Source organism: Williamsia phyllosphaerae (assembly GCF_014635305.1).
Lineage (GTDB): Bacteria > Actinomycetota > Actinomycetes > Mycobacteriales > Mycobacteriaceae > Williamsia_A > Williamsia_A phyllosphaerae.
In genome coordinates this window covers 2,433,022-2,446,949 of record NZ_BMCS01000001.1, presented here as the reverse complement: position 1 = coordinate 2,446,949, position 13,928 = coordinate 2,433,022, and the positions used below count along the sequence as shown (strand labels likewise).

Annotated in this window: 18 protein-coding genes; 6 read left to right on the top strand and 12 right to left on the bottom strand. The window is 66.9% G+C overall.

Translation table 11 applies throughout. From position 1 onward, the window contains the following. Window positions 1-225: 225 nt before the first annotated feature. Genes IEV93_RS11395 through IEV93_RS11385 form a run of 3 tightly spaced genes read left to right on the top strand, consistent with a single transcriptional unit; the run spans window position 226 to window position 2,100 of the window. On the top strand, window positions 226-735 hold the full coding sequence (locus IEV93_RS11395) for a metallophosphoesterase family protein (protein ID WP_371873811.1): 510 nt from the start codon (window positions 226-228) through the stop codon (window positions 733-735). A 46-nt stretch (window positions 736-781) separates the two neighbouring features. Beyond that, window positions 782-1,735 carry an SDR family NAD(P)-dependent oxidoreductase gene (locus IEV93_RS11390; protein WP_188489711.1) on the top strand — a complete coding sequence of 318 codons (954 nt, stop codon included), beginning with the start codon at window positions 782-784 and terminating at the stop codon, window positions 1,733-1,735. Between the two features lie 2 nt (window positions 1,736-1,737). Further along, window positions 1,738-2,100 carry a hypothetical protein gene (locus IEV93_RS11385; RefSeq protein WP_188489709.1) on the top strand — a complete coding sequence of 121 codons (363 nt, stop codon included), beginning with the start codon at window positions 1,738-1,740 and terminating at the stop codon, window positions 2,098-2,100. 49 nt (window positions 2,101-2,149) lie between these two features. On the opposite strand, the gene IEV93_RS11380 is transcribed toward IEV93_RS11385, so the two are convergent. The 11 genes from IEV93_RS11380 to IEV93_RS11330 all read right to left on the bottom strand — a co-directional run bounded on the left by IEV93_RS11380 (window position 2,150) and on the right by IEV93_RS11330 (window position 9,585). Further along, complete coding sequence (locus IEV93_RS11380) at window positions 2,150-2,563, bottom strand: DUF6992 family protein (RefSeq protein WP_188489707.1); 414 nt, start codon at window positions 2,561-2,563, stop codon at window positions 2,150-2,152. Further along, a complete protein-coding gene (locus IEV93_RS11375; RefSeq protein ID WP_188489705.1) occupies window positions 2,560-3,837 on the bottom strand; it encodes an MFS transporter in 1,278 nt (425 codons plus the stop codon). Before IEV93_RS11375 ends, IEV93_RS11380 begins: the two co-directional genes overlap by 4 nt. After that, window positions 3,834-4,154, bottom strand: a complete 321-nt coding sequence (locus tag IEV93_RS11370) for an MGMT family protein (RefSeq protein WP_188489703.1) — start codon at window positions 4,152-4,154, stop codon at window positions 3,834-3,836. The genes IEV93_RS11375 and IEV93_RS11370 overlap by 4 nt, the downstream gene beginning before the upstream one ends. A 57-nt stretch (window positions 4,155-4,211) precedes the next feature. Further along, the gene (locus IEV93_RS11365) at window positions 4,212-4,685 is read right to left on the bottom strand and encodes a P-loop nucleotide/nucleoside kinase family protein (protein WP_188489701.1); all 474 of its coding nucleotides are present in this window, start codon (window positions 4,683-4,685) and stop codon (window positions 4,212-4,214) included. After that, the gene (locus IEV93_RS11360) at window positions 4,682-5,125 is read right to left on the bottom strand and encodes a VOC family protein (RefSeq protein ID WP_188489699.1); all 444 of its coding nucleotides are present in this window, start codon (window positions 5,123-5,125) and stop codon (window positions 4,682-4,684) included. The genes IEV93_RS11365 and IEV93_RS11360 overlap by 4 nt, the downstream gene beginning before the upstream one ends. 76 nt (window positions 5,126-5,201) lie before the next feature. Beyond that, complete coding sequence (locus tag IEV93_RS11355; RefSeq protein ID WP_188489697.1) at window positions 5,202-5,372, bottom strand: KOW domain-containing RNA-binding protein; 171 nt, start codon at window positions 5,370-5,372, stop codon at window positions 5,202-5,204. Window positions 5,373-5,386: 14 nt separating this feature from the next. After that, window positions 5,387-6,466 carry a redox-regulated ATPase YchF gene (gene ychF / locus IEV93_RS11350; protein WP_188489694.1) on the bottom strand — a complete coding sequence of 360 codons (1,080 nt, stop codon included), beginning with the start codon at window positions 6,464-6,466 and terminating at the stop codon, window positions 5,387-5,389. A gap of 48 nt (window positions 6,467-6,514) precedes the next feature. Then, window positions 6,515-7,714 (bottom strand): AI-2E family transporter, encoded by a 1,200-nt coding sequence (locus IEV93_RS11345; RefSeq protein WP_188489692.1) that lies wholly within the window; start codon window positions 7,712-7,714, stop codon window positions 6,515-6,517. A 21-nt stretch (window positions 7,715-7,735) separates the two neighbouring features. Continuing rightward, window positions 7,736-8,698, bottom strand: a complete 963-nt coding sequence (locus IEV93_RS11340) for a TIGR03557 family F420-dependent LLM class oxidoreductase (protein WP_188490537.1) — start codon at window positions 8,696-8,698, stop codon at window positions 7,736-7,738. A gap of 9 nt (window positions 8,699-8,707) precedes the next feature. Continuing rightward, window positions 8,708-9,265, bottom strand: a complete 558-nt coding sequence (locus IEV93_RS11335; RefSeq protein WP_188489690.1) for a type 1 glutamine amidotransferase domain-containing protein — start codon at window positions 9,263-9,265, stop codon at window positions 8,708-8,710. Window positions 9,266-9,306: 41 nt separating this feature from the next. After that, window positions 9,307-9,585, bottom strand: coding sequence for a DUF7218 family protein (locus IEV93_RS11330; protein ID WP_188489688.1), 279 nt, complete (start codon window positions 9,583-9,585; stop codon window positions 9,307-9,309). A 219-nt stretch (window positions 9,586-9,804) separates the two neighbouring features. On the opposite strand from IEV93_RS11330, the gene IEV93_RS11325 reads away from it, so the two are divergent. Beyond that, the gene (locus IEV93_RS11325) at window positions 9,805-10,995 is read left to right on the top strand and encodes a PQQ-dependent sugar dehydrogenase (RefSeq protein ID WP_188489686.1); all 1,191 of its coding nucleotides are present in this window, start codon (window positions 9,805-9,807) and stop codon (window positions 10,993-10,995) included. A 9-nt stretch (window positions 10,996-11,004) separates the two neighbouring features. On the opposite strand, the gene IEV93_RS11320 is transcribed toward IEV93_RS11325, so the two are convergent. Further along, a complete protein-coding gene (locus tag IEV93_RS11320) occupies window positions 11,005-11,262 on the bottom strand; it encodes a hypothetical protein (protein ID WP_188489684.1) in 258 nt (85 codons plus the stop codon). A 143-nt stretch (window positions 11,263-11,405) separates the two neighbouring features. On the opposite strand from IEV93_RS11320, the gene IEV93_RS11315 reads away from it, so the two are divergent. Further along, the gene (locus tag IEV93_RS11315; protein WP_188489682.1) at window positions 11,406-13,688 is read left to right on the top strand and encodes a carbon starvation CstA family protein; all 2,283 of its coding nucleotides are present in this window, start codon (window positions 11,406-11,408) and stop codon (window positions 13,686-13,688) included. Between the two features lie 13 nt (window positions 13,689-13,701). Continuing rightward, window positions 13,702-13,917, top strand: coding sequence for a YbdD/YjiX family protein (locus tag IEV93_RS11310; RefSeq protein WP_188489680.1), 216 nt, complete (start codon window positions 13,702-13,704; stop codon window positions 13,915-13,917). The last annotated feature ends 11 nt before the right edge of the window (window positions 13,918-13,928 follow it).

Sequence of the window (13,928 nt, the reverse complement as noted above, 5' to 3'; positions counted from 1 at the left end):
CACTATCAGGGAAGGTTGGTTTAACTCACTACTGAGCGGTCTCGCGGTCGTATGAATGTCCAGTCGGTGCGAACGCACACATCTCGCCGGCGCGCGCACGAAGTCAGACCCGTTCCTGCGTAGAGAGATTGACGAACAAGCCGTCGCTCGGACCGAGCGATCGATCGCTTCCGCTGCAGGGCGTCGGCTGCCATCCGCCCCTTCCCCGCGGCTAGCGTGGAGGACATGACCTCATCCACGGCCCTGCGCGTGGTGCTCACCTCCGACACCCACCTCCCGAAGCGCGCAAAGGTGCTTCCCGATGAGTTGTTGGCCGCGGTCGACGACGCGGACGTCGTCATCCACGCCGGAGACTGGGTGGACCTCGCGACGTTCGAGCTGCTCGACGCACGGGCGGCACGACTGATCGCCTGTTGGGGTAACAACGACGGGCCGGAACTACGGGCGCGGATGCCCGAGCGCGCCGACGTGACCATCGACGGTCTGCGCGTCACGGTCGTTCACGAGACCGGAGCGTCGACGGGTCGCGACAAGCGGATGTCGGCGACCTACCCCGACACCGACGTCCTCGTGTTCGGCCACAGCCACATCCCGTGGGACACCACCACCGACACCGGTCTACGTCTGTTGAACCCGGGCTCCCCCACCGACCGTCGCCGTCAACCGCACTGCACCTACATGACCACCACCATCGTCGACGGTGTGCTCGGCGACGTGCGCCTGCACGAGCTCTGACCCGACACGACGCGGTCGATACGCTGGGCTGCGGAGGCCCACACACATGAACCCACTCACCACCGCCGTCGATGTCCTGCTCGATCGGACCGTCATCCCCGGTTACTCGCGCATCGGATCGTCCGTGCGCAGTCGTTTCTGGTCGCCCGACCCGGAACCGTTCGACACCGGCGTCGACATCGTCGTCACGGGCGGCAGCTCCGGTCTGGGTGCCGCGGCGGCCACCGAACTGGCCCGACTCGGCGCGCGCGTGCATCTCGTCGGTCGCACCGCCGAGCGGCTGGAGTCGTCGGCGCAGAAGGTCCGGGGTCAGGTTCCCGACGCCGACGTGACGATCCACGAGTACGACATCAGCGACCTCGACGCGGTGTCGCGGTTGGTCACCGCGCTGACCACAGACCTGACCCGTGTGCACGCCGTGATCCACAGCGCCGGGGTGATGCCGCCCGAGCGGACGCTCTCGGCCCAGGGACACGAGTCTGCGTTCGCGACCCACGTGCTCGGCCCGGTCGCGTTGACCGTGGGGCTGCGTCCGTTGTTCGACGCGCAGTCGCGGGTCGTGTTCGTCTCCAGCGGTGGGATGTACCCCGTTCCGTTGCAGACGACGGACGTCGAGTTCACCGAGGGCACCTACTCCGGACTCACCGCCTACGCACGGACCAAACGCATGCAGGTGGTGGTCACCGAACAACTGGCGCAGCGGTTCTCGGAACCGGACGACGCCGTCGTGCACAGCATGCACCCGGGTTGGGCGGCGACTCCCGGTGTCACCGACTCGATCCCGGCGTTCGGCACCGTTATGAAGCCGATACTGCGCACCGCGAAAGCGGGTGCCGACACCATCGTGTGGCTGGCGGCCTCGCCGGAGGCGGTGCGGAGCACCGGCAAGTTCTGGCACGACCGCGCCGTCCGCCCGACCCACTACCCGTCCTGGCGTAAGGACTCGCCCAGCGCCCGAGAGGCGTTGTGGCAGTCGGTTGTCGACGCGACCGAGATCTGAGCATGGATCGTGTTCTCGCCGCGCGGGACGTGGTTGACGGTTTGCGTGCGGCATTGGTCGGGCGGGAACACGACGGAATCCGTGTCGACTCGCTTTTCCACTACGGCGCGGTGGACATCTCACCGTCGAATCTCGTCGTGTGGATTCTGCTGGCAGGTCGGCCGGACGATCAACTCCCGGAATGGGCGGTGGTCTCCGACACGATGCCACCGGAAACACCTGCGCGCGGCTGGTTGTCGAGCCTGCACAGGGAGATCGTGGCGAGTTTCACCGGCGCGCGGTGGCCTGACGCCGAGCAGGTACTCGTTCTCGCCGACAGCGCGCATCGCGTCGAAAAGCAGGGCGGCTGGAGCTACTTCAAGTAGTCACCGAGCGCAGCCGTAGCCCTTGCCTCCCGCTGAGCGGGAAGTTCGGCTACCGATGCAGTCGGCGCGCGTGGGTGAGGTCGAGGACGAACAGCGCAGCCCCCTGCACGACAACCGCCGCGCCGTGCCCGCGGGCCTGTTCGGCGGTGATGCGGCCACCGAAGCTGGGGGTGTGTGCGATCAGATGGGCTCCGCCCGCGACGTACCCGACGTCGAGGCCGGTGTTGATCAGCAGCAGTCGGCGCAGCTTCGGTGTGGTGGGCGGGGTCGACTGGAGGGTGGACACGGCCGCGATCGCGACGTCGATGGCACCCCACATCGCGTTCTGGAGACCGAACGCGCGGCTGCGCTCCGAGCCGCCCAGCAAGGCCAACGCCCCGCCACCGAGGACGGATGCACCGCCCCACAGCGTGAGACGACGAGTCAGGCGGTGTGAGACATCGGGCGCGGCATCGGCGGTCATGACCTCATGATGCCCGGCGGCGATACGACTGCGCGCAATCCCTTCGGCCCCACACCTCGTGACAGTGCGGTCAGCATCACCGCGCACCCGACGCCGGAGAGCACCAGACCGCTGCCGAACATCGCCGTGTACCCGAACAGGTCACCGACCACGCCCGCCGCAAAGCCCGCGATCCCCTGCGAGAACACGACCGCGCACGCGATCAGCGTGTAGTCGGTTCCCGCGTACTCGCGATCCGACGCATCCATCATCAAGGCGAACACCACGACGGTGGCCGCGCCACCGAAGACGTGCTCGGCGATGCTCGCGGTGACGATGAGACCCAACCCGCCGACGTCGAGAGAGGCCGCGACGTACAACGCCAGCGCAGCGGTCTGCGTAATGCCCGCGACGAGCAGTGCGTGTCGGCGACCGAACCGGTAGGCGTACCAACCGCCGAGCCCTGCGCCGACCAACGCAGACACCGAGGACAACCCGCCTTCGATCAGCGCGATCTGGGACAGACTGAGCCCGACGTCGGACAGGAACGGCCCCACCAACGCCGACCCCATCGAGTTGCCGAACTTGTAGCCGGCGACCAAAAGGATGAACGCGATCATCCCCGGTCGGCGCAGCCGCGCGAACCAGCCGGTGGCCAGCCGCGCCGCCGACGGCCGGTCGGTCGTGGACGCGACCTGATCGGCGGCATCGGTCTGCGCCCGCAGGAACCACACCGGGATGGTCGACGCGATCAGCAGAACCGCCATCGCGACGAACAGCAGACGCCACCCGGCGAGCGAGAACAGCCACAGCAGCAGTCCCCCACCGACGATCATCCCGACGCGATAGGCACCCACCTGGATCGCGTTGCCGACCCCGCGTTCTCGCGGTCCCAGCAGACGGACGGCGAGCCCGTCGGTGACGACATCCTGGGTCGCGGAGATGAGGTTGACCACCGCTATCCCGACGAACAGCCAGGTCAGCGTCATCGACAGGTCCAGGCAGGCGAGAATCAAAGCGACTGCCGCAGAGGCGCTCTGGAGCGTCAACAACCACCGGCGACGCGATCCGTAACGGTCGACGTACGGCGCCCAGAGGAACTTCAATGCCCAGGGCGCGAACAGGATCCCGGTGGCGCTGATCGTCACCAGCGAGTACCCGGAGCGGCGCAGCACCACCGGCAGCGCCTGTGTGAAGAACCCGAACGGCAGGCCCTGCGCGAAGTACAGCGTCGTGAGGAGGACGAACGCCCCGGCGGTCAGCGACGAGGACCGACTCATCGACGGCGCTGTCATGCGTCTTTCCCGTCGGACTCCTCGGGCCACCAGCGCGCGCGTTCGACGTCGACGATCCCGCGACGCAGGGGCGTGCCCTCGCTGTGCCACTGCGTCTGCGCCTCGATCATCAGATGTGCGGGCAGGGTGCCGGTGGCGCGTACGACCCGCCACCATGTGACCGCCTCACCATCGCGAGCCATCACACCACCGACACCCCGCGGTCCGCCACGCTGCAGGTACTCGGCGATGTCGCCGTAGGTCATCACCCGTCCGCTCGGGATGCGGTCGACGACGTCGAGCACCGCGATGCCGAAGTCGTCCCGGGCATCGCTCATCGGACTCGTCCTCCTCGCTCGGACGTACGTGCGCCAGCGGTGTCGAACGCCCTGCCATCACCAGCGAGATCGGATCGCGGTCACGTCGGCCTCGTCGGGAGTGGGGGCCTCGAAGGCCGAGCGATATGCCTCCAACGTGCCCTCGTCGACGACAACATCATCTGGGTGCGATCCCCGACGCCGGGTCAGCCGGTCGCGAACCAGTGCCTCATCGGTGTCGAAAAAGACGACCTCGACCTGCGCCCGATGCGTCCGCCCCAGATCTCGATACTCGTCGCGCATCGCACGTGACGGAAACGCGTAGTCGACGACGACATCAACACCTGCATCGAGGGCGTTCGAGATCGCCTCGCGCTGACTCGCTCGAATATCGGCGGCGACCTCAGGCGGCACTGTCGACGACCCCGTGAAACCCATGGCCCACGCCTCGGCATCGATCGAGAACCGAACCCAACCACGATCCTGCAGTGTTCGCGCATAGGTGGATTTACCAGCGCCCGCCAGGCCGCACATCAGTGTCAGACGACTCATCCTCGGCTCTTCCTCAACTCCTCGGCGAGCATGACGATGATGCCGCTCGGCCCGCGTACATAGGTGAGCTTGTAGATGTCCTCGTAGGTGGCGACACCACGCAGCGGATGGCATCCGTGTCGTGCGGCAATGGCAAGGGCCTCGTCGATGTCGTCGACGGAGAAGGCGACGCGGTGCATCCCGACCTCGTTGGGCAGGGTCGGGGTGGTCGGGATCGCGTCTGGGTGGATGTACTCGAACAGCTCGAGACGACCGTTGCCGTCCGGCGTCTGCAGCATCGCGATCCTCGCGTGGTTGCCGTCGAGGCCTACGGCGGTATCGGTCCATTCCCCGCTGACGGTGTCGCGGCCCAGGACATCGAGACCGAGGTCGGTGAAGAACGCGATGGTCGCTTCCAGGTCGTCCACGGCAATACCGACGTTCTCGAGTTTTATGGGCATGGACCATCCGTAGCAGTTCGTGTCGCCTGGCGATACCAATTGCTACGGATGGAGAACTCAGGCCGGCCGATACCGCTCACGACGAGAACAACTCGAGGTCGTCCTCGGAGAAGTAGTTCTGCGTGACAGCACCGACGCGGACCAGGTAGCGGCCCCGCCCCTCGTCGAAGTGGACAACGGTACCGACGTTGCCGGTCATCACGCTGCCCGTGATCTGTACCGTGTCGCCGATCGCGAATGCTGCCACGTGGGGCTCCTTTGTCAGACGTTGAAGCGGAACTCGACCACGTCGCCGTCGGACATGACGTAGTCCTTGCCCTCCATGCGTACCTTGCCTGCCGCCTTGGCCGCGGCCATCGAGCCGTTGGCGTCGAGGTCGTCGAACGACACGATCTCGGCCTTGATGAAGCCCTTCTCGAAGTCGGTGTGGATGACGCCGGCCGCCTTGGGGGCGGTGTCGCCCTTGTGGATCGTCCACGCACGCGACTCCTTCGGCCCCGCGGTGAGGTACGTCTGCAGGCCGAGGGTGTGGAAACCGGCGCGGGCCAGCGAGTGCAGGCCGGGTTCGGTCTGACCGATCGAGTCGAGCAGTTCCTGGGCGTCGTCGGCGTCGAGTTCGAGCAGTTCGCTCTCCACCTTGGCGTCGAGGAACACCGCGTCGGCGGGGGCGACGGCTGCGCGCAACTCGTCCTTGCGGGCGTCGTCGGTGAGCACCGACTCGTCGGCGTTGAACACGTAGAGGAACGGCTTGGTCGTCATCAGGTGCAGATCACGCAACGACGCGAGATCGATCGAATCCTGCTGCGAGAACAGCGTCTTGCCGCTGTTGAGCAGCTCCTGCGCCTTCTGCGCGGCGGCCAGCGAATCGGCCAGGCTCTTGTCCTTGCGGGCATCCTTCTCCAGACGCGGGATCGCCTTGTCCAGCGTCTGCATGTCGGCGAGGATCAGCTCGGTCTCGATCACCTCGATGTCGGCGAGCGGATCGACCCGGCCGTCGACGTGCACCACGTCGTCGTCGGCGAAGACCCGGACGACCTGACAGATGGCCTCGGCCTCGCGGATGTTGGCCAGGAACTGGTTGCCCATCCCCTCGCCCTCCGACGCGCCCTTCACGATCCCGGCGATGTCGACGAAGGACACCGTCGCGGGGAGGATCTTCTCGCTCGAGTGGATCTCCGCGAGACGCCCCAGGCGGGAATCGGGCAGTTCGACCATTCCCACGTTCGGCTCGATGGTGGCGAACGGGTAGTTCGCGGCCAGCACATCGTTGCGGGTCAGGGCATTGAACAGGGTTGACTTGCCGACGTTGGGCAGTCCGACGATTCCAAGGGTGAGGCTCACGAGGAACCAGTCTAGTTTTCGCGACCGGCCCGGCTCGCACCCGTGGTCTCAGGTGGCCGGCGCGGGGTCTCCGTCGGAAGTGTCGGTGGTCGTTTCGGCACGCTCGACGGGTTCTTTCGGCACGCTCGGCGGATTGGCGTCGTCGGCCTCATCGGTCTCGTTCTCGACCGCGACGTCCTCACCCGTTCGCTTCGACACCTGCTCGCCGTAGTAGCGCAGGACGACGGCCAGCGACGCCGCGACCGGCACGGCCAGGAACGCACCGATCACGCCGAACACGGTGGCACCCAACGTGACCGCCAACAGGACGATGACCGCATGTAGGTTCATCGACTTCGACTGCAACCACGGCTGCAGGATGTTCCCCTCGAGTTGCTGCACCGCCAGGATGATCGCCAACACGATGAGCGCGGTGACCACACCGTTGGACACCAGCGCGATCAGCACCGCCAGACCGCCGGCGACGAAGGCACCGACGATCGGCACGAACCCACCGATGAAGGTGATGATGGCCAGCGCATACGCCAGCGGCACACCCAGGATGACCAGCCCGATGCCGATCAGCACCGCGTCGACGAGGCTGACCAGGGCCTGGGTCCGGATGAAACCGCCCAGCGTCGTCCACACCCGGGTGAGCACCTCAGCGAGGTGCGGGGCGGCGGGCTTGCCTGCGGTGCGGCGCAGCCACGGGACGAACCGCGGGCCGTCCTTGAGGAAGAAGAAGGTTGCGACAACCACGGTGAACAGCGTGACGAGCGCCGACGTGGCGGCACTGACCCCGGTGAACAGGCCGGACGCGATCTGCGCGCTGCTCGACTGCAGGCGGTCGGTGATCGCGGCGACCGCCGAGTCGAGTTGATCATCGCTGACGTTGAGGGGCGGTCCGTGCAGCCAGTCCTGCACCTGGATCACACCCTGCGACGCACGGTCGGCCAGTTCGGTGGACTGGTCGACGATCCCCGGCGCCACCGCCGCGATCACCCCGGCAACCACACCCACCGCGATGAGCAGGACGATCAGCACCGCGAGGGCCGGCGGCAGTCCCTTGCGACGCAACCACTTCACCGGCGGCCACAGCACTGTGCAGACGATGATCGACAGCACGACGGGCAGGATGATCACCCATCCCTGGCCGATGAGCCATCCGACGATCCACAGGGCCGCGGCCACGGCGACGAATTGCACGGCGATCAGCGAACTCGATCGGAGATGCGTCGCGAAGATCGATCCCCGAGTCGGAGGTGTCATGGGTCAATCGTCACACATCGGTCAGTTCGCGAGCGACCGTACTTTCTCGATCAGGTCGGACTCGCAGACCGCGAGGAACCCGTCGACGTCGGGACCGGCGTTCAGCAGGCTGAGATGATCGAAACCCGCGTCGACGAAGCCGCGCGCTCCCTCGACGTGCGCGTCGAGGTCCGGGCCACACGACATCGCGTCGGCGACGTCGGAGTGCCGGATTGACGCTGTCGCGGCCTCGAAGTTGATCGGGTTCGGCAGCTCGGCCTGGACCTTCCACCCGGTGAGTCCGAAACGGAATTTCTCGTGTGCTGACGCCACGGCCGAATCGACGTCTGTGGCCCAGGCCATCGGCACCTCGGTGTAGCGCGGACCGGAACCGCCGGCCTTGCCGTAGGCGGCGACGAGGTCGGACTTCGGCTCGGTGGTGAACAGGCCGTCGGCGATCTCGCCCGCCAGCGCCGCGGACTCCTTGCCGCCTGCTGCCACCACGATCGGCGGCAGCGTGTCCGGGATGTCGAAGACCCGCGCGTCGTCGAGGGTGATGTGCTGCCCGCGATAAGAGTGGTAGCCGTCGGTCCACAGCATCCGCATGACCTCGATCGACTCGCGCAGCATCTCCTGCCGGATCTGCGCGTTCGGCCACGGCGCGCCGGTCACGTGTTCGTTCAGACGCTCGCCGGTCCCGAGGCCCAACGTGAAGCGGCCCTCCGCGAGGATCTGCGTCGTGGCGGCGGCCTGCGCGATGATCGCCGGGTGGTACCGGATGAACGGGCAGGTGACACCCGTGGCCAGTTCGAGCCGCTCGGTCTGCACCGCGATCGCCGAGAGCATCGACCAGGCGAACCCGGAGTGCCGGTGGCTGTAGAGCCACGGGTGGAAGTGGTCACTGATCTCGACGAAGTCGAAACCCGCGCGCTCGGCCGCGACCGCCTGACGGACGATCTCCTTCGGATCGAAGGTCTCGGCCATCAGCTTGAACCCGATCTTCAACGGCATGGGTCAGCTCGCCGCGAAAACCGAGGTCAGCTTCGCGCAGAACGCGGGCAGGTCGTCCGGGTTCCGGCTGGTGATCAACGAGTTCGGCCCTGCTGTGCACTCGACGACCTCCTCGTCGACCCACGTGCCGCCCGCGTTGCGGATGTCGGTCTGCAGGCTCGGCCACGAGGTGATCGTGCGTCCGGCGAGAACGCCGCCCTCGATCAACGTCCAGGGGGCGTGACAGATCGCCGCGACGGGCTTGCCCTCGTCGAAGAAGCTGCGGGCGAACGCGACCGCGCCTTCATGGGTGCGCAGGTAGTCCGGGTTCGCGACGCCGCCGGGCAGCACGAGTCCGTCGAAATCGCCGACCGAGACCGAGTCGACGGTGTCGTCGACTCCGAAGGTGTCGGCCGCGTCGAGGTGGTTGAAGGCCTGCACGGTGCCCGACACGGTGGATACCAACCGGGGGGTGCCACCGGCCTGCTTCACGGCCTCCCAGGGCTCGGTGAGTTCCACCTGCTCGATGCCCTCGGGGGCAACGAGGAATGCGATGGTCTTGCCGTTCAGATCGTCGGTCATGGACTTCCTTACTTCTCGACCGCACCACGGTGCGGTGGGTGTCAGTGGTCGCGGAGCAGATCCACGAGGTCGGACTTGTTCAGGTCCGAGTACCCATGTAGGTCAAGCTCTTTGGCGCGGGATTTGAGTTCGTCGACGGTCCACTCCTCGTACGACGGTGACTTCCCGCCGGAGTGGCCGACATCGGACCGTCCGCGATTCGCCGCGGCGTTGGAGATGCGGGCCGACTTCTCTTTCGAGTTGCCCTCATCGCGCAGCTTCTCGTACAGGTCCGGGTCCTTGAGCTGAGGTTGTGACTCAGCCGATTCCTTCTCGGGCATCTGCCGTCCTCCTACGAGTCCGAACACCGACCCAGAGGCCAACAGGGCGTCGGGTCGTGTGTGATCGGGAGTGAGTTCGCGTGCAGCGGCGACGGTCATGGGCGACAGCAGCTTCCGCGAATCAGGTGTGCAGCGACGTTCTCGGCTGACCTGTCGACGCTACACGACCCGGCGAGAACAGTCAGTCGTCCCGCGCGCGCGTGTACTTTCGATGAGGTGATGCGATTCCCGACAATCCCGGCAGGCGGCGGCCGAGTGGCCGTCGCGGCGGCCACCACCGCGGTATTCCTGTTCGTCGCGGGCTGCGGTGAGGATCTGACCGACACCTCCCTGCCCGCGCCCTCCACCGGGTCGACGGGCTCCGCGAACAGCGCGCAACCCGCATCCGGTGAGGCCCGCGTCACCGACGTGATGACCGGTCTGGATCACCCGTGGGACGTCGCGGTCGACGGCGACGGGAACATCGTGACCGGTGAACGATCCGGGCGGATCGTGATGCGGCACAGCGACGGACGTGTCGCCGAGGTCCGGGCCGACACCTCCACGGTCGACGCGAAGGGCGAAGCCGGGTTCATGGGGTTGGCCCTCGCCTCCGACTTCGCGCAGAGCCGGTCGGTCTACACGTGTTTCGCGAGCACCGCCGGCGACGTCCGCGTGGTCCGGTGGACGGCGGCGCCGGACTGGTCGTCGATGCGACAGGTCTCCGACGTCGTCACCGGGATCCCGCTCGGGTCGTCCGGACGGCACAGCGGGTGTCGGATCCTGCCTGCCCCCGACGGCACCCTGTTCGTGGCAACCGGCGACACCGCGAACCCCACCGCGCCCCAGGATCTGAAGAACCTGGGAGGCAAGGTCCTTCACGTCAACACCGACGGCACACCGGCCGCGGGCACGTTCGCGGGCAGCGCCGTCTACGACTACGGCCACCGCAACCCGCAGGGCCTCGCCTTCGTCCCCGGAACCGACCGCCTCTACGTGAGCGAGCACGGTCCCGACATCGACGACGAGCTCAACCAGGTTCTACCGCAGGCGAACTACGGATGGGATCCGAACACCGGGTCCGGTTCCTACGACGAGTCGGTGCCGATGACCGACACCGACCGTCACCCCGGTTCGATACCGGCCGTCTGGTCCTCGGGCGATCCGACCCTGGCGATCTCCGACGTCGACTTCCTCGGACCCGCGTGGGGTCGCTACAACGGGATGGTCGTCATGGGCGCACTGAAGGCGAAGAAACTCGTGCTGCTCCGGCTGAGTGCCGACGGCAAGTCGACCACCGAGCAGGTCGATCTCCTCGACGACGCCGAGGGCCGTCTGCGGTCCATCACGCCGATGCCCGACGGTTCGCTGCTGGTCACCACCGACAACGGCGGTGGGCAGGACAAGGTCCTGCGGGTCAGCCCCGCCTGATCGGGCGGGTCAACGGCGCCGGCGCATCCGGCGCACTCGGGCGAACACCGACGACACGGCGTCGAACTCCGCCGCCTCCGAACTCGCCGGATCGACATCGACATGCGGCGCCTGCGTCGGCGGGCGGTGGCGTTCCGGCGTCGCCGATTCCGACGACAACGCGGTCTTGACCTGCTCCTCGCCGTAGAGGCCCATCATGATCTCGAGCCCCCATCCGGGGAACTCGGCGAGCGGGCGATCCTGCTCCTTTTTCCGTGTTACGCGCATGTTACGAGAATGGCACGTCCACCCAGATCTGTCGCGTATTTCGCTGGTGACGATCAAAATCGACGGCCCTCGAAGCGTCTCGACGCGCACCGGTATAGTGACGCGCGCCACACAATGGCAGCCCACACCGCCGAGGGGATCCCGTGACACTCGCTCCAGAACGTCCGCACAACCCGGACATCGACCTCATCAAGACCGACCCCGATCGCCCACCCGTGGCGATCGTCGACCGGTCCCCGATGACCGTCCGCAAACGCCTCCTCTTCGCCGTCATCGGCCTCGTCGGTGCGGTCTCGTGGGCCGTCATCGCGATCGTGCGGGGCGAGAACGTCAACGCCGTGTGGTTCGTCCTCGCCGCACTGTGCACGTACATCGTCGCCTACCGGTTCTACGCACGTCTGATCGAGACGAAGGTCATCAAGCCGCGTGACGATCACGCGACACCGGCGGAGATCCTCGACAACGCCAAGGACTACATGCCGACCGATCGGCGGGTGTTGTTCGGTCACCACTTCGCCGCGATCGCCGGCGCCGGCCCGCTCGTCGGACCCGTGCTCGCCGCACAGATGGGCTATCTGCCCGGGACCATCTGGATCATCGTGGGTGTCGTGTTCGCCGGCGCGGTCCAGGACTACCTGGTGTTGTCGATCTCCACCCGCCGTCGCGGACGCAGCCTGGGCCAGATGGCCCGCGACGAACTGGGCAACGTCGGCGGGTTCGCCGCCATCATCGCCGTCTTCGTCATCATGATCATCCTGATCGCCGTCCTCGGACTCGTCGTGGTCAACGCGCTCGCCGAGAGCCCCTGGGGCGTCTTCTCCCTCGCGATGACGCTGCCGATCGCCGTGTTCATGGGCGTCTATCTGCGCTACCTGCGTCCCGGCAAGATCTCCGAGGTCTCCCTCATCGGCTTCGTCCTGCTGATGCTGGCCATCGTCTCCGGTGGTTGGGTCGCCGAGACCAGTTGGGGCGAGGACTGGTTCACGCTCTCACCGGTGTTCCTGAGCTGGGCGATCATCATCTACGGCTTCGCCGCCGCCGTCCTGCCGGTGTGGCTCGTGTTGGCGCCGCGCGACTACCTGTCGACGTTCATGAAGGTCGGCACCATCGCACTGCTCGCGGTGGGCATCGTCATCGCGCAGCCGGTGATGAACGCGCCCGCGGTCAGCGAATTCGCCTCCAACGGCAAGGGACCCGCGTTCGCCGGGTCGCTGTTCCCGTTCCTGTTCATCACCATCGCGTGTGGTGCGCTCTCCGGCTTCCACGCCCTGATCGCCTCCGGCACCACCCCGAAGCTGATGGAGAAGGAGAGTCAGGCCCGCATCATCGGCTACGGCGGCATGCTCGTCGAGTCGTTCGTGGCCATCATGGCGCTGATCACCGCCTGCATCCTCGACCAGCACCTGTACTTCGCGATGAACGCACCCAAGGGCGTCACCGGCGGAACCGCCGAGAGTGCCGCCGAATACACCAACAACACGCTCAACCTGTCCGGCCCGCAGACGTCGGGGGCGGAGCTACAGGCCTTCGCCGACGGCGTGGACGAACCGTCACTGATCTCCCGCACCGGCGGCGCACCCACTCTGGCCATGGGCATGTCGGAGACGCTGCAGAGCGCGTTCGGCGGAGCGTCGTTGAAGGCCTTCTGGTACCACTTCGCGATCATGTTCGAGGCGCTGTTCATCCTCACCACGGTCGACGCCGGTACCCGCGTCGCGCGGTTCATGCTCTCCGACGGCCTGTCGAACGTCAAGGGCGGCAAGCGATTCGCTGATCCCTCGTGGCGCGTGGGCGCGTGGGTCTGCACCTTCATCGTCGTCGCAGGGTGGGGCGCGATCCTGCTGATGGGCGTCACCGATCCCCTCGGCGGCATCAACACCCTGTTCCCGCTCTTCGGCATCGCCAACCAGCTGCTGGCCGCGGTCGCACTGACGGTCGTCCTGGTCGTCGTGGTGAAGAAGGGCCTGTTCAAGTGGGCCTGGATCCCGGGACTGCCTCTGGTCTGGGACCTCGCGGTCACCATGACCGCGTCGTACCAGAAGATCTTCTCGTCCAACGAGGCGATCGGGTACTGGGCCAACCACAGCGCCTTCCAGAACGCCAAGGACGCCGGCGAGACGATGTTCAAGACGGCGAAGACGCCGGCGGAGATCGATGCCGTCATCCGCAACACCTTCATCCAGGGAACGCTGTCGATCGTGTTCGCGGTGCTGGTCATCATCGTCGCCCTCGCCGGTGCGTGGGTGTGCGTCAAGGCGGTCCGCGCGGGCAGCCTGCCGACCACCGAGGACGAGCCGGTGGCGTCGAAGCTGTTCGCGCCCAGCGGCATGATCGCCACGCGCACCGAGAAGGCCGTCGAGAAGGAGTGGGTCGAGTACCGGGCGTCGTCCACCGACGGCGACCATCCCACGGAGTCACTGAGATGACGGTGTCGGCGACATGACCACACAGGGCGGGAACGGGCAGGAGACCCTGATCCGGTGGTTGACCCGAGCCTGGTCGTACGTGGGCGCGGTGATGGGCGATCACGACTACCAGCGGTACGTCGCCCATCAGACCGCGCGGCATCCCGGCGGGCCGGTGCTCTCCGAGCGCGACTACTGGCGGCTGCGGCACGACGAGCAGGAGGCGAATCCGCAGGGTCGGTGCTGCTAGCGGGCACGCGC

Bases quoted from the DNA above. Each gene is read 5' to 3' on its own strand.
- IEV93_RS11330 (WP_188489688.1), bottom strand. From the start codon at position 9,585: ATGCCCGAGAAGGAATCGGCTGAGTCACAACCTCAGCTCAAGGACCCG.
- IEV93_RS11335 (WP_188489690.1), bottom strand. From the start codon at position 9,265: ATGACCGACGATCTGAACGGCAAGACCATCGCATTCCTCGTTGCCCCC.
- IEV93_RS11365 (WP_188489701.1), bottom strand. From the start codon at position 4,685: ATGAGTCGTCTGACACTGATGTGCGGCCTGGCGGGCGCTGGTAAATCC.
- IEV93_RS11370 (WP_188489703.1), bottom strand. From the start codon at position 4,154: ATGAGCGATGCCCGGGACGACTTCGGCATCGCGGTGCTCGACGTCGTC.
- IEV93_RS11380 (WP_188489707.1), bottom strand. From the start codon at position 2,563: ATGACCGCCGATGCCGCGCCCGATGTCTCACACCGCCTGACTCGTCGT.
- IEV93_RS11310 (WP_188489680.1), top strand. From the start codon at position 13,702: ATGACCACACAGGGCGGGAACGGGCAGGAGACCCTGATCCGGTGGTTG.
- IEV93_RS11395 (WP_371873811.1), top strand. From the start codon at position 226: ATGACCTCATCCACGGCCCTGCGCGTGGTGCTCACCTCCGACACCCAC.
- IEV93_RS11320 (WP_188489684.1), bottom strand. From the start codon at position 11,262: ATGCGCGTAACACGGAAAAAGGAGCAGGATCGCCCGCTCGCCGAGTTC.
- IEV93_RS11325 (WP_188489686.1), top strand. From the start codon at position 9,805: ATGCGATTCCCGACAATCCCGGCAGGCGGCGGCCGAGTGGCCGTCGCG.
- IEV93_RS11345 (WP_188489692.1), bottom strand. From the start codon at position 7,714: ATGACACCTCCGACTCGGGGATCGATCTTCGCGACGCATCTCCGATCG.
- IEV93_RS11385 (WP_188489709.1), top strand. From the start codon at position 1,738: ATGGATCGTGTTCTCGCCGCGCGGGACGTGGTTGACGGTTTGCGTGCG.
- IEV93_RS11390 (WP_188489711.1), top strand. From the start codon at position 782: ATGAACCCACTCACCACCGCCGTCGATGTCCTGCTCGATCGGACCGTC.
- IEV93_RS11360 (WP_188489699.1), bottom strand. From the start codon at position 5,125: ATGCCCATAAAACTCGAGAACGTCGGTATTGCCGTGGACGACCTGGAA.
- IEV93_RS11375 (WP_188489705.1), bottom strand. From the start codon at position 3,837: ATGACAGCGCCGTCGATGAGTCGGTCCTCGTCGCTGACCGCCGGGGCG.